This is a genomic window from Streptomyces tagetis, from assembly GCF_018069565.1.
In the GTDB taxonomy this organism is placed as follows: Bacteria; Actinomycetota; Actinomycetes; order Streptomycetales; family Streptomycetaceae; genus Streptomyces; species Streptomyces tagetis.
This window is the reverse complement of sequence record NZ_JAGPNL010000001.1, coordinates 629,109-651,336: the sequence shown is the minus strand read 5'-3', so window position 1 is coordinate 651,336 and position 22,228 is coordinate 629,109. Positions and strand designations below refer to the sequence as shown.

The window sequence follows — 22,228 nt, the reverse complement described above, 5'->3', positions numbered from 1 at the left end:
CCCCGTCCCGCCCCCTCACACCTCCGCGCCGGGCCGTGCCCGTTCCTCCGTCGTGCGCCCGGCCCTCCTCTGGCCGGGCAGCGCGAAGCCCCGGCCCCGGGCCCCCGGACGCCGGTAGGACCGGGTGCGCAGGGAGAAGAAGAGCAGGCCGGCCGTGGTGCAGAGGGCGAACCAGACCAGGCCGCCGGCCGCGTACGAGCCGGCCCATACGGGCGTGAAGGCGGAGGTGTACGCGAGTTGGGAGGGCGCGTACATGGGCAGGAACCGCAGGCCGGGCTGGTCGGCGAGGGGGTTCATGCCCGGGTTCTGGAGGGCCGCGTCCACCAGGCTCGTCATGATGATGAGGAAGAAGCCCTCCAACTCGCCCCGGAGCAGCGGGCCGAGCATGACGCCGATGCCGCCGTAGGCCAGGTTCGCGGTGAAGACGGCGAGGGCCAGTTGCCAGAACTGCTCCAGCGGGAAGGACAGCCGCAGCAGCAGGGCGGTGTAGACGGCGAGGACCGCGGCGATGGCGACCAGGGCGACGACCTTGCCGGCCATGAGGTGGCGGCGCGGGTACCCGGCGAGGACCAGGCGCCGGTCGAGCGGTCCGGACTGGAACGCCTCCATGAACATCATGAAGCCGACGATCACGGTCACCGCGTTGAGGGCGCTGTTGACCTGGGTGGCGCGGTTGTTGGAGGCGGCGATCTCCCCGCCGGCGGCGTGCACCTGGAAGTGGAGCACGGCGTCGTAGGCGCAGACCCGCACCAGGTGGACCCAGAGCGGGATGAAGGTGACGGCCAGCACGAGGGCCAGCCGGTTGCGCACGTGTGCGGTGAGGGTGAACCGCAGCGCGGTCGTGAACCCCGTCCACTGCCTGCTCACGCGGCCGGCACCCCCTCGCGCAGGACGCCGTCCCGCAGGTGGTGGACCGCGTCGAAGTGGCCCAGGTCGTGCACGAGATGGGAGACCACGACGACGGACTGGCCACGGTCGCGCAGCGCGCGGGCGAGCCGCCAGAACCGCTGGTGGGTGTCCCAGTCGAACCCCTGGTAGGGCTCGTCCAGCACGAGCAGCGGCGGATCGTGCATGAGCGCGAGGACGAGGTTGAGCTTCTGCCGCGTGCCGCCCGAGAGCGTGCCCGCGCGCTGGTCGAGCCGGTCGGCGCAGCCGAACTCCGCCAGCAGTTCCCGCGCCCGCGCGGCGTCCGGCAACCGGTAGGCGACGCGGAAGAGTTCGAGGTGCTGGGCGATGGTGAGCAGCGGGTTGAGGACGGTCTCCTGGGGGCAGTAGCCCACCTCGCCGCCGCGGCGCACCTCTCCCCCGTCGGGGGTCAGTTCGCCGACCATGACGCGCAGCAGCGTGCTCTTGCCCGCGCCGTTCTCGCCGACGACGCCGACGAGCGAGCCCGCCCGGACCGTCAGGTCGACGCCGTTCAGGACGCGTCGGCGTCCGTAGGACTTCGCCACCCCGCTCAACACCAGTCGCGGTTCCCCTTCGGACGCGCGCACCGGCACCTCCCCACCTGGAGCCATGTCTACGGCAGGGCTCAACGAGCGGGGCGGCGCCCGGACACCGCCGACGCCGGGCGATCTTCCGCAGGTCGGCCACCGCTCGGGCGGGCGGGCGCTCAGGCCGGGGGCGGCGCCCGCCCGGGGCCGCCTCGCGCCGCTCCCCGGCTCGGGCCGTCCGACCCCCTTGACAAGGCTCACCCCCCGGCGGCAACCTTCCAGTAAGCAGAAATGACTTTCCACGATATGAAATTAACGGACTCTCCTGGAAGGGGGCGCGGCATCCGATGCCCGGTATCGCGTGGAGCACCGCCGCGGACCACCGCTTCACCGTCAACCTGTCGATGCTCTTCACGGAGCTGCCCCTGCTGGAGCGCCCCGCGGCAGCCGCCGCGGCCGGCTTCGGCGCCGTGGAGCTGTGGTGGCCCTGGGCCGGCGCACCGGTCCCCGGGCGGCCCGAGCTGGACGCGCTGCGCGGCGCGATCGAGGACGCCGGCGTCCGCCTGACCGGGCTGAACTTCTACGCCGGGCGGCTCCCCGGCCCCGACCGGGGCGCGCTGTCGGTCCCCGGCGAGGAGTCGGAGCGCTTCCGCGCCAACGTCGACGTGGCCGCCGATTTCGCGCACTCCCTCGGCTGCACGGCCCTCAACGCCCTCTACGGCAACCGTGTCGAGGGCGTGGACCCGGCCGAACAGGACGCGCTGGCCCTGGAGAACCTGGTCCTGGCCGCGCGGGCCGCCGACCGGATCGGCGCCGTCCTGCTGATCGAGGCGCTCAACGGGCCCGAGTCGCCGCACTACCCGCTGCTGTCGGCCCCGGCCGCCGTGGACGTCGTCGAGAAGGTCGACCGGGCGACGGGACTCGGCAACGCCCGGTTCCTCATGGACCTCTACCACCTGTCCAGGAACGGCGAGGACCTGCCCAAGGTGATCGACGCGTACGCCGCGCGGACCGGGCACGTCCAGATCGCCGACGACCCCGGCCGTGGCGCACCCGGCACCGGTTCGCTCCCGCTGGAGGAGTTGCTCGGGCGGCTGCGCGGGGCCGGTTACGAGGGCTGGGTCGGCCTGGAGTACAAGCCGGGCGACCGCCCGAGCGCGGAAGCCTTCGGCTGGCTGCCCGCCGCCGCCCGCGCACCCCGCTGACCCCCAGGTTCCCAGAGAGAGGCACTTCCATGAGCACCCTCCCCAAGGTCGCCTGGATCGGGCTCGGCATCATGGGCTCCCCCATGTCCGAGAACCTGGTCGAGGCGGGTTACCCGGTCACCGGTTACACGCTGGAGCGGGAGAAGCGGGACCGGCTGGCCGCCGCCGGCGGCACCGCGGCCGGCTCCGTCGCCGAGGCCGTACGGGACGCGGACGTCGTGATCACGATGGTGCCCGCCTCCCCGCAGGTCGAGGCCGTCGCCTACGGCCCCGACGGCATCCTGGAGAACGCCCGCTCCGGCGCGCTGCTGATCGACATGTCCTCGATCACCCCGCAGACCTCGATCGACCTGGCCGAGGCGGCGAGGGCCAAGGGCATCCGTGTCCTGGACGCCCCCGTCTCCGGCGGTGAGGCCGGGGCCGTCGAGGCGGTGCTGTCCATCATGGTCGGCGGCGAGCAGGCCGACTTCGACGCGGCGAAGCCGCTCCTGGAAGCGCTCGGCAAGACCATCGTGCTCTGCGGGCCGCACGGCTCGGGCCAGACGGTGAAGGCGGCCAACCAGCTCATCGTGGCCATGAACATCCAGGCGTGCGCCGAGGCGGTGGTCTTCCTGGAGAAGTCCGGCGTGGACCTCAAGGCCGCGCTGGACGTGCTCAACGGCGGTCTGGCCGGCTCGACCGTGCTGACGCGGAAGAAGGACAACTTCCTCGCCCGCGACTTCACGCCGGGCTTCCGGGTCGACCTGCACCACAAGGACATGGGCATCGTCACCGACGCCGCCCGCACCGTGGGTGCCGCGCTGCCGGCCGGTGCCGTGGTGGCCCAACTCGTCGCGTCCCTGCGCGAACAGGGCGACGGCGGCCTCGACCACTCGGCGCTGCTGCGCGCCGTGGAGCGCCTCTCCGGCGCCCGGATCTGAGGCGGGGCCGGGTCCGAGACGAGGCCGGGTCTGAGGCAGGGCCCGTACGGACCCCGCTCGGCGGCGCCGCCGACACCTGTCCGGTCGGGCCCGAGCGGCGACACCGTCCGGCACCCGCTGCCGGTCCCCGCACCCCCCGTACGGGTGCCGGGGGCCCAGAGGGGACGTCCGCCCGCCCGTGAGGGGCGGGCCCCCAGATCCCGTCCGGCGGCGCGGACGATCCGTCGCGCCCGGCCCCGCGCCGCCGGACGGACCCACGTACGCGGACGAGACGCCGGAGGCGGACCACCCCGCCGCCGGCGTCTCCCGCGTTCCCGGCCCCCGCGTGCGCCGGTCCGGGTGCGGAACGCCGCCCCGCGCCGCAGCCTGGAGGCATGGCACAACCGACCGGACACCCCCGCATCGTCGTCCACACCCCCGGGATGGACGGGTCCCGTCGGGTCACCTCGGACGGGGAGACGCTGGGCGTCGCCTCCCACGTCGACGACGTGGCCGAGTTCCTGCGGCTGGCCGACCTGTACGTGACCGACGTCGCCACCAGCGACCTCGTCGTCTGGCAGGGCGGCGGCCCGGACCACTGGCCGGGGCTGCACGAACCCCCCGAGGAGTGACCCCGAGGACGCGTGAGGGGGCGGCCCGTCGGGGAGACGGACCGCCCCCTTGCGGGACCGCGCCGGGCGTCAGCTCCTGAGCGGCGGGATCGAGGTCGGGGCGTGCCACGGCTCGGTGGCCACCTCCTCGAACTCCACCACGTCGCCGATGTCGTTGGTGCCCGACATGGAGATGTTGGTGACGCGCTCCAGGATGACTTCCACGATCACCGGGACGCGGTGCTCGGCGGCGAGCTTCCCGGCCAGCTCCAGCGCGCCGCCCAGCTCGTCCGGGTCGGTGACCCGGATCGCCTTGCAGCCCAGTCCCTCGGCGACCTTGACGTGGTCGACGCCGTAGACGCCCAGCTCGGGCGAGTTGATGTTCTCGAACTCCAGGTTGACCTGGAAGTCGATGTCGAACGCCCGCTGCGCCTGGCGGATCAGGCCCAGGTAGGAGTTGTTGACCAGGACGTGCACGTAGGGGATCTTGTGCTGCGCGCCGACGGCCAGTTCCTCGATCATGAACTGGAAGTCGTAGTCGCCGGAGAGCGCCACGACGCGGGCCTCGGGGTCGGCCCTGGCGACGCCGAGCGCGGCGGGGACGGTCCAGCCGAGCGGGCCGGCCTGGCCGCAGTTGATCCAGTGCCGGGGGCGGTGGACGTGCAGCATCTGGGCGCCGGCGATCTGCGAGAGGCCGATGGTGGAGACGTACCGGGTCTCCGGTCCGAAGACCTTGTTCATCTCCTCGTAGACGCGCTGCGGCTTGATGGGGATGTCGTCGAAGTGGGTACGGCGCTGGAGCGTGGCCCGCTTCTCCTGGGCGGCGGCGGCCCACACGGAGCGGTCGCGCAGCCGCCCCCCGGCCTTCAGCTCCCGCGCGACCTCGACGAAGAGCGCGAGCGCGGCCTTGGCGTCGGAGGCGATGCCGTAGTCGGGGGCGAAGATCCTGCCGATCTGGGTGGGTTCGACGTCGACGTGGACGAAGGTGCGGCCGGCGGTGTAGACGTCGAGCCGGCCGGTGTGCCGGTTGGCCCAGCGGTTGCCGATGCCGAGGACGAAGTCGGACTCCAGGAAGGTCGCGTTGCCGTGGCGGTGCGAGGTCTGGAGGCCGACCATGCCGGCGTTCAGCTCGTGGTCGTCGGGGAGCGCGCCCCAGCCCATCAGGGTCGGCACCACCGGGACGCCGGTCAGCTCGGCGAACTCGGCCAGCAGGTCGCAGGCGTCGGCGTTGACGACACCACCGCCGGCCACGATCAGGGGGCGCTCGGCGGCGTTGAGCATCGTGAGGGCCTTCTCCGCCTGGGCACGGGTCGCGGCCGGCTTGTAGACGGGGAGCGGCTGGTACGTGCCGGGGTCGAACTCGATCTCCGTGGTCTGCACGTCGACCGGCAGGTCGATGAGGACGGGGCCGGGCCGGCCGGAGCGCATCAGGTGGAACGCCTGCTGGAAGACGCCGGGCACCTGGGCGGCCTCCATGACGGTGACGGCCATCTTCGTCACCGGCCTGGCGATGGAGGCGATGTCGACCGCCTGGAAGTCCTCCTTGTGGATCACCGCGGTCGGGGCCTGGCCGGTGACGCAGAGGATGGGGATGGAGTCGCCGGTCGCCGAGTACAGGCCGGTGATCATGTCGGTGCCGGCCGGTCCCGAGGTGCCGACGCAGACCCCGATGTTGCCGGCGTGGGTGCGGGTGTAGCCCTCGGCCATGTGGGAGGCGCCCTCGACGTGGCGGGCGAGGGTGTGCGTGATGCCACCGGACGCCTGGAGCGCCGCGTAGAAGGGATTGATCGCCGCGCCGGGAACGCCGAACGCGTCCGTGACGCCTTCCCGCTTGAGAATCTCAACTGCCGCGCGGGCAGCGGTCATTCGAGCCATGGAGTCTCCTGGTCCGACTGCCGGATTCGCCCTCCCGTCGCGCCCGCGGTGAGCCAAGTCCGATCGTTTTCCGTATAGTGAAACTGAACTTCTACGATCTGGAAGTACGGTAAGCGGTCCGGTCCCGAGCCGTCAAGACGCGCACCGGGCCCCGCGCGGGAAGTCGGGGACAGCGCGGTGCACTTGGGGCGACGATGGGGACCATGTCCGACAGCGTTCTCGTGTGCTGCGCGACCTGTGGCCGCCGGCACCGCTACACGGCCCCGTCGTACCCGTGCGTGTGCGGGGCGCCCGTCGCCGCGCCGCTCGACCCGCACGGGTCGCCCGTGACGGTCACCCGCCGGGTGTGGGACGAGGAGTGGGTCGGCGTGCGCTGCGCGGCCTGCGGGACCGAGAGCCAGTGGCCGCGCCCGGAGGTGGGCTGCCCGTGCGGGACGGTGACGAGCGTCCCGGTGGACCGGTCGGCGGCGGGGCGCACCGGCCGCGCTCCCGGGTCACGGGTCCCGGCGCACCGGGCGGTGCCGGTCCGGACCGCGCGCGACGCGGTGACGGCGGCCGTGCTGCATCTGCGCGGGCTGGGCCACCGGGACGTGCGGCGCGCGGACCGGCGGGCGGCGCCGGGGATCGCGCTGGCGGCGCGCGGCATCGTGGCGCAGGTGGACCCGGTGCCCGGCCGACTGGCGACGGCGCGGGACGTGGAGTGCCTGTGGCTGAGCGCGATGGCGGAGTCGGCGCAGTGCGCGCACTTCTCGCGGGGCGGGTACACCGACGGGGCGCTGGCGGGCGCGGACCGGCTGGACGTCCCGCTGTTCGTGCTCGAACCGTGCGGGCGGTGCCGTGCGGTCAACGCGGCGGCCGTCGCGCTGGACGCGAGGGCGGGGTGACGGGGGCCGAGGAGACCAGGGGGACCAGGGAGACCAAGGGGACCAAGGAGACCAGGGGGACCAGGGGGACCAGGGGGACCAGGGGGACCAGGGGGACCAGGGAGACCAAGGGGACCAAGGAGACCAGGGGGACCAGGGGGACCAGGGGGACCAGGGGGACCAGGGGGACCAGGGGGACCAGGGGGACCAGGGGGACGAAGGGACAGGGAGGATGAAGCGACGAGGGGGACGAAGGCGGCCGGGCCCGGGGCGTCGCCGTCCCGGGCCCGGTGCCCTCACGCCCCGTACGTCTCGCGCAGTTCGATCTTGCGGACCTTGCCGGAGACGGTCATCGGGAAGGAGTCCAGCACCTGGAGCCGGCTCGGGATCTTGTAGTGGGCCAACTGCCCGTCGCAGTGGGCGCGCAGCTCCTCCAGGGTGAGCGGGTCGGCGGGGTCGCTCGGGATGACACAGGCGAGGACCTCCTCGCCGTACCGCTCGTGCGGCACCCCGACGACCTGGACGTCCGCGATCTTTGGGTGCCCGTGCAGGAACTCCTCGATCTCGCGCGGGTACACGTTCTCCCCGCCCCGGATGATCATGTCCTTGATGCGGCCGACGATCTCGACGTACCCGTCCTCGCGCATCATCGCCAGGTCCCCGGTGTGCATCCAGCGGCCGGCGTCGATCGCCTCGGCGGTCTTCTCCGGCTCGTCCCAGTAGCCGAGCATCACGCTGTAGCCGCGGGTGCGCAGTTCGCCGGCGGTCCCGCGGGGCACGGTCACGCCGGTCGCCGGGTCGACGACCTTGACCTCGATGTGCGGCAGGACCCGGCCGACGGTGCCGGTGCGGTGCTCCAGGTCGTCGTCCCGGCGGGTCTGGAGGGAGACCGGGGAGGTCTCCGTCATGCCGTAGCAGATGGAGACCTCCGCCATGTGCATCTCGGCGACGACCCGCTTCATGACCTCCACCGGGCAGGGCGAGCCGGCCATGATGCCGGTGCGCAGCGAGGTCAGGTCGTACGCGGCGAAGCCGGGGAGGTTCAGCTCCGCGATGAACATGGTCGGCACCCCGTACAGGGACGTGCACCGCTCGTTCTGGACCGCCTCCAGGGTCGCCTTCGCGTCGAAGGACGGGGCCGGGATGACGATGCAGGCGCCGTGCGAGGTGGCGCCCAGGTTCCCCATGACCATGCCGAAGCAGTGGTAGAAGGGGACCGGCAGGCAGACCCGGTCCCGCTCCGTGTAGCCGACCGTACGGCCCACCCAGAAGCCGTTGTTGAGGATGTTGTGGTGGGAGAGCGTGGCCCCCTTGGGGAAGCCGGTCGTGCCCGAGGTGTACTGGATGTTGACCGGGTCGTCGCAGCTCAGCCCGGCCGCCAGGGCCTCCAGTTCCGCGGCGGGCACCGAGGCGGCGGCAGCGGTCAGCGCGTTCCAGCTCGGGTCGCCGATGTAGACGGTCTCGCGCAGCGCGGGGCACCGGCCGCGCACCTCCTCCACCATGGCCCGGTAGTCGCTGCCCTTGTGGGCGAGGGAGGCGACCAGCATCACCGCGCCGGACTGTTTGAGGACGTACTCCAGCTCGTAGGCGCGATAGGCCGGGTTGACGTTGACCAGGACGGCGCCGATGCGGGCGGTGGCGTACTGGACGAGGACCCACTCGGGGCAGTTGACGGCCCAGATGCCGACCCGGTCGCCCTTGGCGATGCCCCGGGCCACCAGGCCGCGCGCCACCTCGTCGACGGCGGCGCCGAACTCGGCGTAGGTCCAGCGCCGGCCGGAAGGGACGTCGACCAGGGCCTCGCGGCCGGGATGGGCGGCGACGGTCCGGGCCAGGCCGGCGCCGATGGTGTCGCCGAGCAGCGGGGTGGTGCTGGTGCCGTGGGCGTACGACGGGGTCACCGGAAGTCCTCCTCGCGGTATTCGTGGGGCGATCCGGCCGCCGTGGCCTCGCGCAGCTCGACGCGGCGGATCTTGCCGGAGACGGTCTTGGGCAGGTCGCCGAACTCCAGGCGGCGCAGGCGCTTGTAGGGGGCGAGCACCTCGCGGGAGTGCTCGAACAGCACCTTCGCGGTGTCCGGTCCGGGCTCCCAGCCGGCCGCGAGGACGACGTACGCCTTCGGCACCGCGAGCCGCAGCTCGTCGGGGGCCGGGACGACGGCGGCCTCGGCCACCGCCTCGTGCTCCAGCAGCGCGCTCTCCAGCTCGAACGGGGAGATCTTGTAGTCGGACGCCTTGAACACGTCGTCGGCGCGGCCCACGTAGGTGAGGTAGCCGTCGGCGTCGCGGGCGCCGATGTCGCCGGTGCGGTAGTAGCCGCCGGCCATCGCCTCGGCGGTGCGGTCGGCGTCGCCGTGGTAGCCGGTCATCAGGCCGACGGGGCGGTCGGACAGGTCGAGGGAGATCTCCCCCTCCTCGGCGCCGGGCGCCCCGGAGACGGGGTCGAGGAGTTCGACGCGGTAGCCGGGGCTGGGGCGGCCCATGGAGCCGGTCTTGAGCACCTGGCCGGGGCTGTTGGAGACCTGTACGGCGGTCTCGGTCTGGCCGAAGCCGTCGCGGATGGTCACGCCCCAGGCGTCGCGGACCCGTTCGATCACCTCGGGGTTGAGCGGCTCGCCGGCGGCGACGACCTCGCGCGGCGGGGTGGCGAGCCGGCCCAGGTCGGACTGGATCAGCATCCGCCACACGGTGGGCGGGGCGCAGAAGGTGGTGACCGCGGCCCGGTCCATCTCCGCCATCAGCCGGGCCGCGTCGAAGCGGGTGTAGTTGTGCAGGAAGACGGTGGCCTCGGCGTTCCACGGCGCGAACAGGTTGGACCAGGCGTGCTTGGCCCAGCCGGGCGAGGAGATGTTCAGGTGCACGTCCCCCGGCTTCAGCCCGATCCAGTACATCGTGGCCAGGTGGCCGATCGGGTAGGAGGTGTGGGTGTGCTCGACCAGCTTGGGGCGGGCCGTGGTGCCGGAGGTGAAGTAGAGCATCAGCGGGTCGTCGGCGGCGGTCGGCCCGTCCGGGACGAAGGCGGCGGGCGCCGCGGCGGCGTCCTCGTAGCGCAGCCAGCCGGGGGCGGTGGTGCCGCCGACCGCGACGCGCGTGTAGTCGCCGGGCACGCCGTCGAACCTGCCGGTGTCCCCGGCGCGGACGATCACGTGCCGGACCCGGCCGCGGTCGACCCGGTCGCGCAGGTCGGCGGGGCCGAGCAGCGGGGTGGCGGGGATGACGACGGCACGCAGCTTCATCGCCGCGAGGGCCGTCTCCCACAGCTCGGCCTGGTTGCCGAGCATGACGAGGACGCGGTCCCCGGCGCGCACCCCGTTCTCCCGCAGCCAGTTGGCGGCCCGGTCGGAGCGCTCGGCCATCTCGGCGAAGGAGATCCGGACCTCGGAGCCGTCCTCCTCCACGATGTGCAGGGCGGTGCGCGCATTGCCCTCGGCGATGACGTCGAACCAGTCCAGCGCCCAGTTGAACCGCGCGGGCCGGGGCCAGGCGAAGCCCTCGTAGGCGGCCGTGTAGTCCTCGCGGTGCTCCAGCAGGAAGTCCCGCGCCTCGCGGAACAGCTCCGTCGCCGTCGTCATCTGTCGTCCTCCTGGGGCCTTGCCGGGCGGCTCTCTGTCATCGTGTAATCCGTGATGCTGGTCTCACTACCCCCGAACGGGGGTGTACGCCTCGGGAGGCGTCGAGGAGAGGGCGGACGGGTGGCGACGGACGTGGTGGAGATCCGCAACGCGCTGGGGCGGATGCGGCGGACGACCGGGCTCCCGGTCGCCTTCGGCGGCCTGGTCGAGTCCGGGCGCCGGCAGGTGCGGATCAGCGAGCTGAGCGGCACCGCCACCGGCGCGCTGAGCGCCCTCGCCGTGACCTCGGGCAACGGGCTCGGCGGCAAGGCGATCGCGCTGACCCGGCCGTGCGCCGTCACCGACTACTCGGCCTCCCGGCAGATCAGCCACGAGTACGACCGCCCGGTCGCCGCCGAGGGCCTGCGCTCGGTGCTGGCGGTGCCCGTGGTGGTACGGCGCCGGGTGCGCGGCGTGCTCTACGGCGCCCTGCGCGCGGCGCACCCGCTGGGCGACCGCACGCTGAGCGCGGCCGTGGACGCGGCCCGGGACGTGGCGGAGGCCCTGCTGCTGCGGGAGGAGGCGGGCGAGCTGCTGGCGGCGGCGCGGCCGGAGCCGGCCCGGGAGCCGGCGGACGCCCCGGCGTGGGAGCGGGTGCGGGAGGCGCACGCGGCGCTGCGGGCGCTGGCGCCGCGGATCGAGGACGCCGCGCTCCGCGACGAGCTGCTGCGGGCCTGCGGGCTGCTGGCCGCCGGGCACGGGGAGGGCCCCGGGGTCCGGCTGGCGCCGCGCGAGGTGGACGTGCTGGCCTGTGTCGCCGCGGGCGCGACCAACGCGATGGCCGCCGAGAAGCTGGGGGTCGGGCCCGAAACGGTCAAGGGGTACCTGCGTTCGGCCATGCGCAAGCTCGGTGCCGCCACCCGCGGCGAGGCGGTCGTCGCGGCCCGCCGGGCGGGCCGGCTGCCGTAGCGGCCGGCTCCCGGTTTTCCCGTCCCGCTCTTTATGTATTCGTCACCGACAGCGTTGTCGATTCCGCCCGCGGGCTCTCCGCTCCGTTATGCAATGGGCCAAAGCCTAATATTGGCCCCTACACACCATCGGAGGGAGCGGTTACCGTGCGACGGGACGTCACGAAGTCTGCCGGAAACCGCTCCGACCTGGTCATCGGCAGGGAGGAGCCGTTCGAGGCGGCGCGTGGACAGCTCCTCGGGGGCGGGAGTGTGCTCCTGCACGGCCCGGCCGGAATTGGAAAGTCGACGGTCCTGCGGACACTGGCCGCGGAATATGCCCGCACGGCGAGCACCGTGTTGCGCTGCTCGGCGACCGAGTCGGAATCCCATCTCCCCTTCCTCGCCCTCGCCGACCTCCTCGGACTCGTCCTGGACCGGGTCTCCGGCGCCCTGCCCGTGGCGCAGCGCACCGCCCTGGAGGCGGCGCTCACCGGGCGCGGCGAGTCCACGCTGCGCCGCGACGGGCTCGCGCTGCGGCTCGCGGTCCTCTCCGCGCTGCGCGCGCTCGCCGCCGACGGGCCGGTCCTCGTCGTCGCCGACGACCTCCAGTGGCTGGACCCGGCCAGCACCGAACTGCTCGGCTTCGCCGCCCGCCGCCTGGGCGACACCCCCGTACGGCTGCTGTGCGCGGTGCGCACCGACGACCAGGAGTACGACCGCCACCTGCGCGCCTGCCCGCCGGACACCCGCGCCATACGGCTGGGCCCGCTGACCCGGCCGCAGGTGGCGGAGTTGCTGGCCCGCCAGGGCTTCCCGGCCCTGTCGCGCTCCACGGTCCGCGACATCCACCGCACCAGCGGCGGCAACCCGCTCTTCGCCCTGGAGCTGGGCCGGGCCCTGGCGGAGAGCCCCACCCCGCCCCGGCCGGGCGAGCCGCTGCCGGTGCCGACCTCGCTGCGGGCGCTGGTCCTCAGCCGCCTGGAGATGCTCTCGCCCGAGGCCCGCCACACCCTCCTGGTGGCCAGCGCGGGCGCCCGGCCCACCCCGGCCCTGCTGCACGCGGCCGGCCGCGAGAACGCCGAGGCGGAGACCGCGCAGGCGACCGAGCTGGGCCTGCTCGCCGCCGAGCCGGAGGAGCCGACCCTGCGCTTCGCGCACCCGCTGATCTCCGCCGCGCTCTACGCGGAGGCCCCCGCGCCGGAGCGGCGGGCCGCGCACGCGGCGCTGTCCACGGCCGCCTCCGACCCGATCGAACGGGCCCGGCACCTGGCGCTGGCCACCCCGGGCACCGACCCCGGGGTGGCGGCGCGGCTCGCCGAGGCCGCCGCGCTGGCCCGGGACCGGGGGGCGCCGTCGGTCGCGGCCTCGCTGGGGCTGCTCGCGGCCCGGCACACCCCGCCGGACGGCGACCCCTGCCCCGACGAGTACCGGCTCCAGGCCGCCGAGGACGCCATCACCGCCGGGGAGGCGGACCTCGCCCGGGAGGTCGCCCGCGAGGTGCTGGCCCGGGACAGCGCGCCCGGCCGCCGGGTGCGCGCCTGGATGGTGGTGATCGAGGCGGCCGGGCAGGCGATCGGCGAGGTCGACGCGGTCTTCCCGCAGGCCCTGGCCGACGCGGGCGACGATCCCCGGCTGCTCGCCCTCGTCCACTACCAGCTCGCCTGGCGCGGGCTGGTGGTGCAGGGCGACTTCGCGCAGGGCCGGGAGGAGGCGGCGCACGCGGCGGAGCTGGCGGCGCGGGCCGGCGACCGCCGCACGGAGCTGCTCGCGCTCGCCTTCCAGGCCCAGGCCGAGACCCTGATGGGCCACCCGGACGCCGCGTCGACCATCGAGCGGGCGCAGCGCGAACCGCAGGACCCGCGGGTGGCCTGCCACCACAACGGGGCCGGCTCCACCCGGTTCCGCTGGCTGGTGATGAGCGACCGGCTGGCCGAGGCGCGCGCCATCCTCACCGGGCTGCTGCGCGAGGTGCGGCGGCGCGGCATGGCCGAGAGCGAGGTGCACTACCTGCGGTTCCTCGCCGAGACGGAGCTGTACGCCGGGCACTGCGGGCGGGCGCTGGAGCTGGCCCGGGAGAGCCTCACCCTGGCCCGGGACGCGGGCATCGGCGAGGGCGCGGGCGTGATGCTCGCCTCCCTCGCCGAGGCGGCCGGCGGCGACGTGGCCCAGGCGCTCGCGCTCGGGCACGAGGCGGTGCGCCACACCGAGGCCGACGGCGACGCCGTGTACCTGTCGCGGGCGCTGGCCGCGCTGGGCCACGCCCATCTGGTGGCCGGTGAGGCGGAGGCGGCGGTACGGGCGCTGGGCCGGGTGCGGGAGCTGGAGGCGGGCGCGGGCATCACCGACCCGGCGCGGGGGCGGTGGCAGGGCGATCTGGCCGAGGCGCTGGTGCGCGGCGGGCGGACGGCCGAGGCGCAGGAGGTCGTCGACGCCAGCCGGGCGCAGGCGCTCAGGCTCGGCCGGGAGAGCGTCCTGGCCGTCCTGGACCGGGCCGAGGCGCTGGTGCGCGCGGCGCGGGGCGAACGCCGGGCGGCCGTCGAGCAGTTGGTGTCGGCGCGGGACCGGCTGGCGGCGCTCGGGCAGGGGCTGGAGGAGGCGCGGACCGCGTTCGCGCTGGCCGAACTGGGCGAGGGCCGGCCGGGCCCGGGGTCGTACGACGAGGCGGTGCGGCTCTTCCGGCGGTGCCGGGCGCTGCCCTGGCTGCGGCAGGTGGAGGCCGCCGCGGCGCAGCGGGCCGCCGGGCCGCCCCCGGCGCGGGCCGCCGCGCCGGACGGGCTGGCGGGGCTCGCCGCGATGGAGCGTCAGGTGGCCGCGCTGGTGATGGAGGGCGCCACCAACCGGGAGACGGCCGCCCGCCTCTTCGTCAGCGTCAAGACCGTCGAGGCCACCCTGACCCGCGTCTACCGCAAACTGGGCATCCGCTCCCGGGTGGACCTCGTCCGCCTGGCGGCGGGCCGCCGCGACGAGTGAACGGGGGGCTCCCGCCCGGGGCGAGGGAAGGCCGGGGTGGGGGCCTCGGCGGGCCGTCAACTCCTCTTCTGCGGGCGGACCGAGGGTTTTCCCTGTCCGAACTCCCTTAGGGGACTCCCTCATTGGGCCGTCCCTCGGGCCGGTCTTAGCGTGAGCACGTGCCGCTCGCCGGGCACACGGAGGCGGTTCCCGAGGTCTCCGTACCCCCCACGCCCGGCGACCCCCCACCGGCCTTCGAGGAGACCCATGTCCGGCCTCACCCGCGCCAGACCGCCCACCGCCGCCGTGCCGCCCGTCTCCCGGGCCGGCCGCCGCGGGGCGGCGTCCGCGGTGCCCGCCCGCACCGCCCGTACGCCGGGGAGCCGCCCGGCGACACGTACACCTGCCAGGACGACAGCGGCGGTTCCCCGGGTTCCTGGGGCGTCCTGGCAGGGATCACCCTCCGCACCCCGTACGGCTCCCGTGTTCCCCTGAGCGCCGCTCAGGCCCAGACCAGGGGGCGTTGCGAGCCACCACGAGCGGCCCGCAACGCCCCCTTTCCACGTGCTCCCCCTCCCCCGTGGGCGCCCCGTGCCGGGGAACACCCGAAGGGGTCCCTCCGGTGTGAGCGCCCCCGGTCGTCGCGGGCGCGGTGGGAGGATGGCCCGACTGCGAGGGAGGCCGTGGATGCGCGACGTGGCGATGGCGCTGTGGGACCTGGACAGCGGGCAGGGCCCGCGCCAACTGGCCGAACTGGGGCTCGCCCTGGTGCTGTCCAGTCTCATCGGCTGGGAGCGCGAGGCCCAGCAGAAGAGCGCCGGCCTGCGCACCCACACCCTGGTCGGCGTCGCCAGCGCGCTGATGATGGAGATCTCCCAGCACGGTTTCTCCGCCGTCCTCGGCATGGAGGGCGTCGGCCTGGACCCGTCCCGGGTGGCGGCCCAGATCGTCTCCGGGATCGGCTTCATCGGCGGCGGTCTGATCTTCGTACGGCGGGACGCGGTACGGGGGCTGACGACGGCGGCGACGATCTGGCTGACGGCCGCGGTCGGCATGGCCTGCGGCGGCGGGCTGCCGATCCTCGCGGTGGCCGTCACGATCCTCCACTTCCTCGTCGTACGCGGCTATCCGGCGCTGACCCGCAGGCTCGTCAAGACGGTGACCACCACGATCGAGCTGCGGATCACCTACCTCATCGGACAGGCGCTGCTGCCCCAGTTGATGGAGACGTGCACGCGGCGCGGGTTCCGCATCCTGCGGGTGACCGCCGACCGGCTGCCCGGCCGCACCGACTCGGCGGCCCGGGTGCTGCTGCGGCTGGAGGGCACCGGGGACGCGGTCCGGCTGACCTCCGACCTCTTCCAGGCCGACGGAGTCCTCGACGCGGACATGAACGTCGCCGCCGAGGAGGAGTAGCGGGACGGCACGCCCGGTGACCGGCCGCTTCCGCCTCCCGGGCCGGGCGGGCGGGCAGTCGCTCGCGCCGGACGGGCGCGGTTAGGCCCCGGGCCGCGCGGGCACTCGGCTGAGCGTCGGTCCCCGGCCCCGAGGGAGACACCGTGACCATCGGCCGACTCTCCGCACGCGAGCAGCGCGTCCTCGACGAAGTGGAACGGGCGCTGCGCCACGACCACCGCCTCGACCGGCGGCTGCGCACCATGCGGCTCAGCCGCCTCCCCGATCTGTCGCGTCTCGCGGCCTGCCGGCCGCGCCCGCTGACCGCCGTCTTGCTCCTCGCCGTCTCGCTCACCCTGATGGCCACCGGCATCGCCACCTCCGTACCCGGCGTGATCTGGGCCTTCGCCCTGTCCTGGCCGGTGACGCTCTTCGCCGTCTTCCGCCTGCTGTGCCACCGGACCGGCGAGGAACGCGAGCGGTGACGGCCGCCGTACGGCCCCTGTGACCAGCGCGTCGGTCTGCGGACCGGCGCCCTCGCGGGGGCCGTACGGGTGCCACCAGGCCGCCCCGTGCCGTCGTCGCGTCACGGGCCGCGTAGCCCCGCCGGAGCGCACCGCCCCGGCGGGGCTACGCGGACGTCCCCCGCCAGTACGGGGCGCCGCGGTACCGCCACAGCCCGGTCAGCCGGTACCAGGTGGCGGCCGGCGGGATGAGCACGCTGGTGACCAGCATGGTCACCACCTCCTCGCGGGTCCGGGGGCCGGGCACGATCCGGGCCCAGGCGAACTCGCCGGTGCCCACCGCCCAGCCGGCTCCGGTGACCGCCGCGGCCCGGGGCCGGCCGGCGGCGGCCAGCGCGAGCGCCGCGAGGCCCGCCGCCGTGATGGCGGCGTGGCGGCGGATGCGGCCCCGGGACGCGACCGCCTTGGCCCACCAGTCGGGGCCGTGCAGGTGCCGCATGAGGGCGTCGTCGGCGTTGCCCCGCTGCTCGGTCAGGGAGGCCCAGCGGGAGGCGGGCCCGACCGGGTGCCGGGTGGTGCGCCGACCGCGCCGGATGCGCCAGCCCGCGCCGAGCACGCGCAGCGCGAGGTCGGCGTCCTCCCGGAAGGCCCGGGTGAACCGCTCGTCGAAGCCGCCGGCCTCTTTGAGGACGTCGGTGCGGTAGGCCATGTCGGCGGCGGTCCAGGGGGCCCGCGCGAGTCCCGCCGTACCGCGTTCCCGGTCGGTGGGCCGGCGTCCCCCGGGCAGCGGTACGGCGATCACGCCCTGGACGGCGCCCGTGTCCGGGGCCGCCTCGGCGAGGTCCCGCGTCAGCTCGGCGCACCAGTGCGGGCCGACCTGCACGTCGTCGTCGAGGAAGGCGGTCCACGGGGACGTCACCGCGCGCATGCCGGTGTTGCGGGCGGCGGCGGGGCCACGGCCGCCGCCGCGCAGCACCACGGTGCGGTCGCGCAGGTCACCGAGGACGCTCAGCGGGTGCTCCAGCGCGGCGGGGTCGTCGTCGGGCCCGGGTCGGTCGTCGACGAGGACGATCGCGTCCGGGCCGGGGCCGGTGGAGGCGGCCAGCGCGGCCAGGCAGTCGGCCAGCGTGTCCCGTACGAGGGTGGGGACCACCACGGCGTACCCGGTCGGGCTCTCGCTCACGGGGTCCTCCTCGTCCTCGCCGACAGGTGCGTGCCGGCTGAGTAACCGGAGACGGCCCCCACTACCCCCGAACTGACATTCGAGGAAGCCCGCCCTCCGGCCGTACACCACGCGTACCCCCTCGCGGGCACCGCCGGTGGGGTGCGGCGTTCCCTACCATCGGGGCGTGGTCACCTTCCGTATCGAACGCACGGCGCCGCTCTCCCCGCAGGAGGCGTGGCGACGGCTCACGCGGTGGCAGCGGCACGGCGACACCGTGCCGCTGACCCGGGTCGACGAGGTCACGCCGCCGCCCACCGGCCCGGGGACGGTCGTGGTGGCGCGTACCGGGGTCGGGCCGTTCGGCTTCGACGACCGCATGGAGGTGACCGTCTGGGAGCCCCCGCGCGACGGCGGGGGCGGCCGGTGCCGACTGGAGAAGCGGGGGCGGCTCGTGCGGGGCTGGGCCGAGATCGAGGTCCGTCCGGGGCCCGGCGGCCGGACACGTGTGGTGTGGAACGAGGAGCTGGGCGTACGGTTCCTGCCCCCGGCGGCCGACGGCGCGCTGCGCGCCGCCGGACGCCACGTCTTCGGGCGAGCCGTCAACCACCTCCTGCGCACCCCCTGACGACCGACCCGCGCCTCACCCCCGCCACCTCACCCCCGCCGGCTCCGGTCCGTCCCGGTGGATGGGCCGGCCCGCGCCGGTCAGCGCGGCCCCGCTGCCGCCGTGCCGGGCGGCGACGACCTCCGCGGCGATGGACAGGGCCGTCTCCTCGGGCGTCCGGGCGCCGAGGTCGAGGCCGATGGGGGACCTGAGCCGGTCCAGCTCGCGGTCGGTGAGGCCGGCCTCGCGCAGCCGGGCGGTGCGGTCCAGGTGGGTCCGGCGGGAGCCCATCGCGCCGACGTAGGCGACCGGAAGGCGCAGGGCGAGGGCGAGCAGGGGGACGTCGAACTTGGCGTCGTGCGTCAGCACGCACAGGACCGTACGCCGGTCGACCCGCGTGCGGCGCAGGTACGCGTGGGGCCACTCGACGACGACCTCGTCGGCCTCGGGGAAGCGCTCGCGGGTGGCGAAGACGGGGCGGGCGTCGCAGACGGTGACCTGGTAGCCGAGGAAGCGGCCGATCCGGGCGAGGGCCTGGGCGAAGTCGACGGCCCCGAAGACGATCAGGCGGGGCGGGGGCACCGAGGACTCCACGAGGAGGGTGAGCGGCGCCCCGCAGCGCGAGCCCCGCTCACCGATCCCCAGCATGCCGGTGCGGCCGGCGGCGAGGAAGGCGGCGGCCTCCGCGGCGACCGTGGCGTCCAGTGCGGGGTGGGCGCCGAAACCGCCCGTACGGGTGCCGTCGGCGCCCACGAGCAGCGCGCGCCCCCTCAGCTCCGCCGGTCCGGTGACGACGCGGGCCACCGCCACCGCCTCCCCGCGCGCGGCGGCGGCCAGGGCGGCGGCGAGGACGGGGCGGGCCGGGTCTGCGGCCCGGAGCGGGGTGACGAGGACGTCGATGGCTCCGCCGCAGGTCAGGCCGGTGGCGAAGGCGTCCTCGTCGCTGTGGTCGAAGCGTTCCAGGACGGTTTCGCCGTCGTCGAGGGCCTGGCGGCACAGTGCGTGGACGGCGCCCTCCACGCAGCCGCCGGAGACCGAGCCGATGGCGGTGCCCTCGGCGTCCACGGCGAGGGCGGCGCCGGGGCGGCGCGGAGCGCTGCCCGAGACGGCGGCCACGGTGGCCACGGCGGCGTCACGGCCCTGCTCGACCCACCGGTACAGCTCTTCGGCGATGTCCAGCATCTTGTCGGCCTCCTCACGGCGGTGATGGGGAGGGAGTTCCCTCATGGGCGCCTCGTGCACGACCGGCTCTCCTCTTCGTCCCGTGGGCGTACGGATCGAGCCAATCCGGGCGCGGCGGGCAGGGCCCCTTCCCGTGCCCTCTTCACGAAGTGGCCCGGGTACGCCGCCGGGTGCGCCGACGGGGTCAGTCGCCGAAACCATGAAGGAGTTGGCTGGCCAGGGCACACATCTTGTAGATTCGTATGAACGGAGGGCAGGGGTTCCCTCCGCGTCTTCCTCTGGAAGCGGGCGTTCCGGCCATGTGACCTGGAACGCGGCCCCGCCGCGGACGCGCGACGCCCGCCGGCCCCGGACGGCTCCCGCACCGGACGTCCACGATCGACACGGTATTTCGAGACACGGAACGGCGGCGACGAGAATGCGGCTGCGCGCACTGCTGGACACCGAGGCACTGGGCCTCAGGCTGCTCGGCGGCGAGGGCGAGCTGGAGCGCTCCGTACGGGGCGTGATGACCACCGACCTGCGGGACCCCAGCCGCTACCTGAACGGCGGGGAGCTGGTCCTCACCGGGCTGGCCTGGCGCCGCGGACCCGCCGACTCCGAACCGTTCGTGCGCATCCTGGTGCGCTCCGGGGTGGCCGCGCTCGCCGCCGGGGAGGCCGAGCTGGGCGAGGTGCCGGAGGACCTGGTGGCGGCCTGCGCCCGGCACCGGCTGCCGCTGTTCGCGGTGAACGAGTCGGTGGCCTTCGCCACGGTGACCGAGCACGTGGTGCGCCAGGTCTCCGGGGAGCGCGCCGGGGACCTGGCGGCCGTGGTCGACCGGCACCGCCGGATGATGACCTCGGGACCGGTGGGCGGCGGCCCCGACGTCGTCCTCGACCTGCTCGGCTCCGACCTGGACCTGCGGGCCTGGGTGCTCTCCCCCACCGGCCGCCTGGTGGCCGGCGCGAAGTCGGCGGGGCCGGACCTGCCCGCCGAGGTCCGGACGCGGCTCGCCGCCGAGCGCCTCGCCGCGGCCCGCGCCGAGCGCCCCGCGCCGCACCGGGTGACCGTGGGCACGACGGCGTACAGCCTCTTCCCGGTGCACGGCGGCGGCCGGGCCCCGCGGGCCGGGCGGGACGTGCGCGAGACGGTGCTCTCCGACTGGCTGCTGGCGGTGGAGGCGGACGCCGGTGACTGGCCCGGGGAACGGCTCGACCTGCTGTACGGCGTCACGCAGCTCATCGCCGTGGAACGGGAGCGGCGCGACGCCGCCCGCACGGTGCGGCGCCGGCTCGCCCAGGAGGTGCTGGAACTGGTGCAGTCCGGCGCCCCGCCCGCCGAGATCGCCGCCCGGCTCCGGGTCGCCGCGCCGGTGCTGCTGCCCGGCGTCGGCGCGGCCCCGCACTGGCAGGTGGTGGTGGCCCGCGTCGAGTGGGCGGACGGGGCGCGGGGCGAGCCGGGCCCGGCCGCGCGGCGGCTGCTGGAGGAGATCCTCGTCGACCCCTCCCCGGCGGGACGGGCCCGCTCCGGCGTCCCGGCGGGGCCGGACCACGGGGACCGGATCGCGGTGGCCCACTCCGGGGAGGAGGCCGTCGCCTTGGTGCCGCTGCCCTCGGTCGGCGGCGAGCACGACGGCTCCGGGACGGACGTCCAGGCCGACACCCTGCTGGAGGCGGTACGGGAGCCGCTCACGGCCGGGCTCGACGGCGACGGGCGGATCACCCTCGGCGTCAGCGCGGCGGTGCACTCGGCGGAGGGGCTGCGCGGCGCCCTGGAGGAGGCCCGGCACGCCCGCCGGGTCGCCGCCGCCCGGCCGGGCCGGGTCTGCGCGGCGGGCCACCAGGAGCTGGCCTCGCACGTACTGCTGCTCCCCTTCGTCCCCGACGACGTACGGCGGGCCTTCACCGCGCGGCTGCTGGACCCGCTGCGCGACTACGACCGGCGCCACCGCGCGGAGCTGATCCCCACCCTGGAGGCGTTCCTCGACTGCGACGGCTCCTGGACCCGGTGCGCTGCCCGGCTCCACCTGCACGTCAACACGTTGCGCTACCGCGTCGGGCGGATCGAGCAGTTGACGGGCCGTGACCTCGCGCGACTGGAGGACAAACTGGACTTCTTCCTTGCGCTGCGGATGAGTTGAGCCGCGCGGCGGCCCGTTCCGCCGTCGTCCGGGGTGGCCGGAAGTCCCACGACTTTGTGAAAATTTTCACCCATCCTCTTGGCCGGGCCCGGTGATCCATGCTGAGATGCCGCCACCACTCGACGGCTCGACGGCGTGCTTGGGAGGGCGATGTGGCGGACTCCGCCATGGCTGGTGCTGGTTCGGGAACGACCGGTGGGGACGATCCGCTCCAGACCGCGGTATGGCGGCTGCGCTCGCGCGCCTGCTGGGCCGACGCCGCCGAACTGCTGCGGCCCGCGACCGCCGCCGCGGCGCTCCAGCGCACCGCGCTCCTGGTGGAGCGGTGCCTCTACACCGAGCAGGGCTGGGCCGAGGCGGAGGAGGCGCTGCGCACCGCCGAGGCGCTGGCCGACACCGACGACGAGCGCGGCGCCGCCGCCTGCGAACGCGGGCAACTCGCCTACGCCGCCACCGTGCACGGCGTACGGGACCGGGCCGACGAGGCGCGGGCCGCGCTGGGCCGGGCGGCGGCGCTGATCGCGCCGGGGGCGCGGGAGCGGGCGGTGCTGGACTTCCGGCGGGGCCTGCTCGCGGAGAACGTGACGCGCTCCCCGCAGGCGGCGCGGGCCGCGTACCGGCGGGCGCACGCGGCGGCGCTCTCCCAGGACGATCCGCTGCTCCAGTCCTTCACCTGGCGCCACCTGGCCGGGCTGGCGCTGCGGGAGGGCGAACTGGCCGAGGCCCGGGACGGCTTCGCCGAGTCGCTGCGGCTGCGCGAGGAACTGGGGTACCTGGTCGGCACGGCGCCCGCGCTGGTGTCGCTCGCGGACGCGGAGACCGAGCCGGAGGCGTCGCGGCTGCGGGAGGAGGCGCGGCGGCTGTTCCGCCTGCTCGGCGGGGTGCCGACGTGGCTGGCCCGCCATCTGGCCCCGCCGGCCACGGGGGCGGCGACGGCGTAGGCGGGTCCGCGGGCGGGGGT

General features: G+C 75.1%; 18 protein-coding genes. 11 read left to right on the top strand and 7 right to left on the bottom strand.

What is annotated here, in order from left to right:
- Positions 1–15: 15 nt before the first annotated feature.
- On the bottom strand, positions 16–867 hold the full coding sequence (locus J5Y05_RS02760; protein WP_210868119.1) for a hypothetical protein: 852 nt from the start codon (positions 865–867) through the stop codon (positions 16–18).
- Positions 864–1,493: an ABC transporter ATP-binding protein gene (locus J5Y05_RS02755; RefSeq protein ID WP_307853669.1), complete on the bottom strand. Its 630-nt coding sequence runs from the start codon at positions 1,491–1,493 to the stop codon at positions 864–866. The genes J5Y05_RS02760 and J5Y05_RS02755 overlap by 4 nt, the downstream gene beginning before the upstream one ends.
- A 287-nt stretch (positions 1,494–1,780) precedes the next feature.
- On the opposite strand from J5Y05_RS02755, the gene J5Y05_RS02750 reads away from it, so the two are divergent.
- From J5Y05_RS02750 to J5Y05_RS02740, 3 genes are all read left to right on the top strand, one after another.
- Positions 1,781–2,638, top strand: coding sequence for a TIM barrel protein (locus tag J5Y05_RS02750; RefSeq protein WP_210868117.1), 858 nt, complete (start codon positions 1,781–1,783; stop codon positions 2,636–2,638).
- Positions 2,639–2,667: 29 nt separating this feature from the next.
- Positions 2,668–3,558, top strand: coding sequence for a 2-hydroxy-3-oxopropionate reductase (locus J5Y05_RS02745; protein WP_210868116.1), 891 nt, complete (start codon positions 2,668–2,670; stop codon positions 3,556–3,558).
- Positions 3,559–3,932: 374 nt separating this feature from the next.
- A complete protein-coding gene (locus J5Y05_RS02740) occupies positions 3,933–4,169 on the top strand; it encodes a hypothetical protein (RefSeq protein WP_210868115.1) in 237 nt (78 codons plus the stop codon).
- A gap of 69 nt (positions 4,170–4,238) precedes the next feature.
- Here J5Y05_RS02740 and gcl read toward each other — a convergent pair whose 3' ends face one another.
- Positions 4,239–6,023: a glyoxylate carboligase gene (gene gcl / locus J5Y05_RS02735; protein WP_210868114.1), complete on the bottom strand. Its 1,785-nt coding sequence runs from the start codon at positions 6,021–6,023 to the stop codon at positions 4,239–4,241.
- 194 nt (positions 6,024–6,217) lie between these two features.
- Between gcl and J5Y05_RS31505 the strand changes: the two genes are divergently transcribed.
- A complete protein-coding gene (locus tag J5Y05_RS31505) occupies positions 6,218–6,907 on the top strand; it encodes a hypothetical protein (RefSeq protein ID WP_247614004.1) in 690 nt (229 codons plus the stop codon).
- A 275-nt stretch (positions 6,908–7,182) separates the two neighbouring features.
- On the opposite strand, the gene J5Y05_RS02725 is transcribed toward J5Y05_RS31505, so the two are convergent.
- Both J5Y05_RS02725 and J5Y05_RS02720 read right to left on the bottom strand, forming a co-directional pair.
- On the bottom strand, positions 7,183–8,787 hold the full coding sequence (locus tag J5Y05_RS02725) for an AMP-binding protein (RefSeq protein ID WP_210868113.1): 1,605 nt from the start codon (positions 8,785–8,787) through the stop codon (positions 7,183–7,185).
- Complete coding sequence (locus J5Y05_RS02720) at positions 8,784–10,457, bottom strand: AMP-binding protein (protein WP_210868112.1); 1,674 nt, start codon at positions 10,455–10,457, stop codon at positions 8,784–8,786. The genes J5Y05_RS02725 and J5Y05_RS02720 overlap by 4 nt, the downstream gene beginning before the upstream one ends.
- 162 nt (positions 10,458–10,619) lie before the next feature.
- Here J5Y05_RS02720 and J5Y05_RS02715 point away from each other — a divergent pair, with 162 nt between their 5' ends.
- From J5Y05_RS02715 to J5Y05_RS02700, 4 genes are all read left to right on the top strand, one after another.
- Complete coding sequence (locus tag J5Y05_RS02715; protein ID WP_247614189.1) at positions 10,620–11,405, top strand: helix-turn-helix domain-containing protein; 786 nt, start codon at positions 10,620–10,622, stop codon at positions 11,403–11,405.
- A gap of 146 nt (positions 11,406–11,551) precedes the next feature.
- On the top strand, positions 11,552–14,356 hold the full coding sequence (locus tag J5Y05_RS02710) for an AAA family ATPase (RefSeq protein ID WP_210868110.1): 2,805 nt from the start codon (positions 11,552–11,554) through the stop codon (positions 14,354–14,356).
- Between the two features lie 666 nt (positions 14,357–15,022).
- A complete protein-coding gene (locus J5Y05_RS02705; protein ID WP_210868109.1) occupies positions 15,023–15,751 on the top strand; it encodes an MgtC/SapB family protein in 729 nt (242 codons plus the stop codon).
- Positions 15,752–15,894: 143 nt separating this feature from the next.
- A complete protein-coding gene (locus J5Y05_RS02700; RefSeq protein WP_210868108.1) occupies positions 15,895–16,215 on the top strand; it encodes a DUF3040 domain-containing protein in 321 nt (106 codons plus the stop codon).
- Positions 16,216–16,360: 145 nt separating this feature from the next.
- Here J5Y05_RS02700 and J5Y05_RS02695 read toward each other — a convergent pair whose 3' ends face one another.
- Positions 16,361–17,377: a glycosyltransferase gene (locus J5Y05_RS02695; RefSeq protein ID WP_210868107.1), complete on the bottom strand. Its 1,017-nt coding sequence runs from the start codon at positions 17,375–17,377 to the stop codon at positions 16,361–16,363.
- 166 nt (positions 17,378–17,543) lie between these two features.
- Here J5Y05_RS02695 and J5Y05_RS02690 point away from each other — a divergent pair, with 166 nt between their 5' ends.
- Positions 17,544–17,984 carry an SRPBCC family protein gene (locus tag J5Y05_RS02690; RefSeq protein WP_210868106.1) on the top strand — a complete coding sequence of 147 codons (441 nt, stop codon included), beginning with the start codon at positions 17,544–17,546 and terminating at the stop codon, positions 17,982–17,984.
- A 15-nt stretch (positions 17,985–17,999) separates the two neighbouring features.
- Here J5Y05_RS02690 and J5Y05_RS02685 read toward each other — a convergent pair whose 3' ends face one another.
- Entirely contained in the window at positions 18,000–19,145 is a 1,146-nt protein-coding gene (locus J5Y05_RS02685; protein WP_210869633.1) for an XdhC family protein, read from the bottom strand.
- 418 nt (positions 19,146–19,563) lie between these two features.
- On the opposite strand from J5Y05_RS02685, the gene J5Y05_RS02680 reads away from it, so the two are divergent.
- Positions 19,564–21,267 (top strand): PucR family transcriptional regulator, encoded by a 1,704-nt coding sequence (locus J5Y05_RS02680; RefSeq protein WP_210868105.1) that lies wholly within the window; start codon positions 19,564–19,566, stop codon positions 21,265–21,267.
- 167 nt (positions 21,268–21,434) lie between these two features.
- Positions 21,435–22,208 carry a hypothetical protein gene (locus tag J5Y05_RS02675; RefSeq protein ID WP_210868104.1) on the top strand — a complete coding sequence of 258 codons (774 nt, stop codon included), beginning with the start codon at positions 21,435–21,437 and terminating at the stop codon, positions 22,206–22,208.
- Positions 22,209–22,228 lie beyond the last annotated feature (20 nt).

Excerpts from the sequence above, each read along its gene's own strand:
- J5Y05_RS02750 (WP_210868117.1), top strand. The coding sequence starts at position 1,781 with ATGCCCGGTATCGCGTGGAGCACCGCCGCGGACCACCGCTTCACCGTC.
- J5Y05_RS02745 (WP_210868116.1), top strand. The coding sequence starts at position 2,668 with ATGAGCACCCTCCCCAAGGTCGCCTGGATCGGGCTCGGCATCATGGGC.
- J5Y05_RS02740 (WP_210868115.1), top strand. The coding sequence starts at position 3,933 with ATGGCACAACCGACCGGACACCCCCGCATCGTCGTCCACACCCCCGGG.
- gcl (WP_210868114.1), bottom strand. The coding sequence starts at position 6,023 with ATGGCTCGAATGACCGCTGCCCGCGCGGCAGTTGAGATTCTCAAGCGG.
- J5Y05_RS31505 (WP_247614004.1), top strand. The coding sequence starts at position 6,218 with ATGGGGACCATGTCCGACAGCGTTCTCGTGTGCTGCGCGACCTGTGGC.
- J5Y05_RS02720 (WP_210868112.1), bottom strand. The coding sequence starts at position 10,457 with ATGACGACGGCGACGGAGCTGTTCCGCGAGGCGCGGGACTTCCTGCTG.
- J5Y05_RS02715 (WP_247614189.1), top strand. The coding sequence starts at position 10,620 with ATGCGGCGGACGACCGGGCTCCCGGTCGCCTTCGGCGGCCTGGTCGAG.
- J5Y05_RS02705 (WP_210868109.1), top strand. The coding sequence starts at position 15,023 with ATGCGCGACGTGGCGATGGCGCTGTGGGACCTGGACAGCGGGCAGGGC.
- J5Y05_RS02685 (WP_210869633.1), bottom strand. The coding sequence starts at position 19,145 with ATGCTGGACATCGCCGAAGAGCTGTACCGGTGGGTCGAGCAGGGCCGT.
- J5Y05_RS02680 (WP_210868105.1), top strand. The coding sequence starts at position 19,564 with ATGCGGCTGCGCGCACTGCTGGACACCGAGGCACTGGGCCTCAGGCTG.
- J5Y05_RS02675 (WP_210868104.1), top strand. The coding sequence starts at position 21,435 with ATGGCTGGTGCTGGTTCGGGAACGACCGGTGGGGACGATCCGCTCCAG.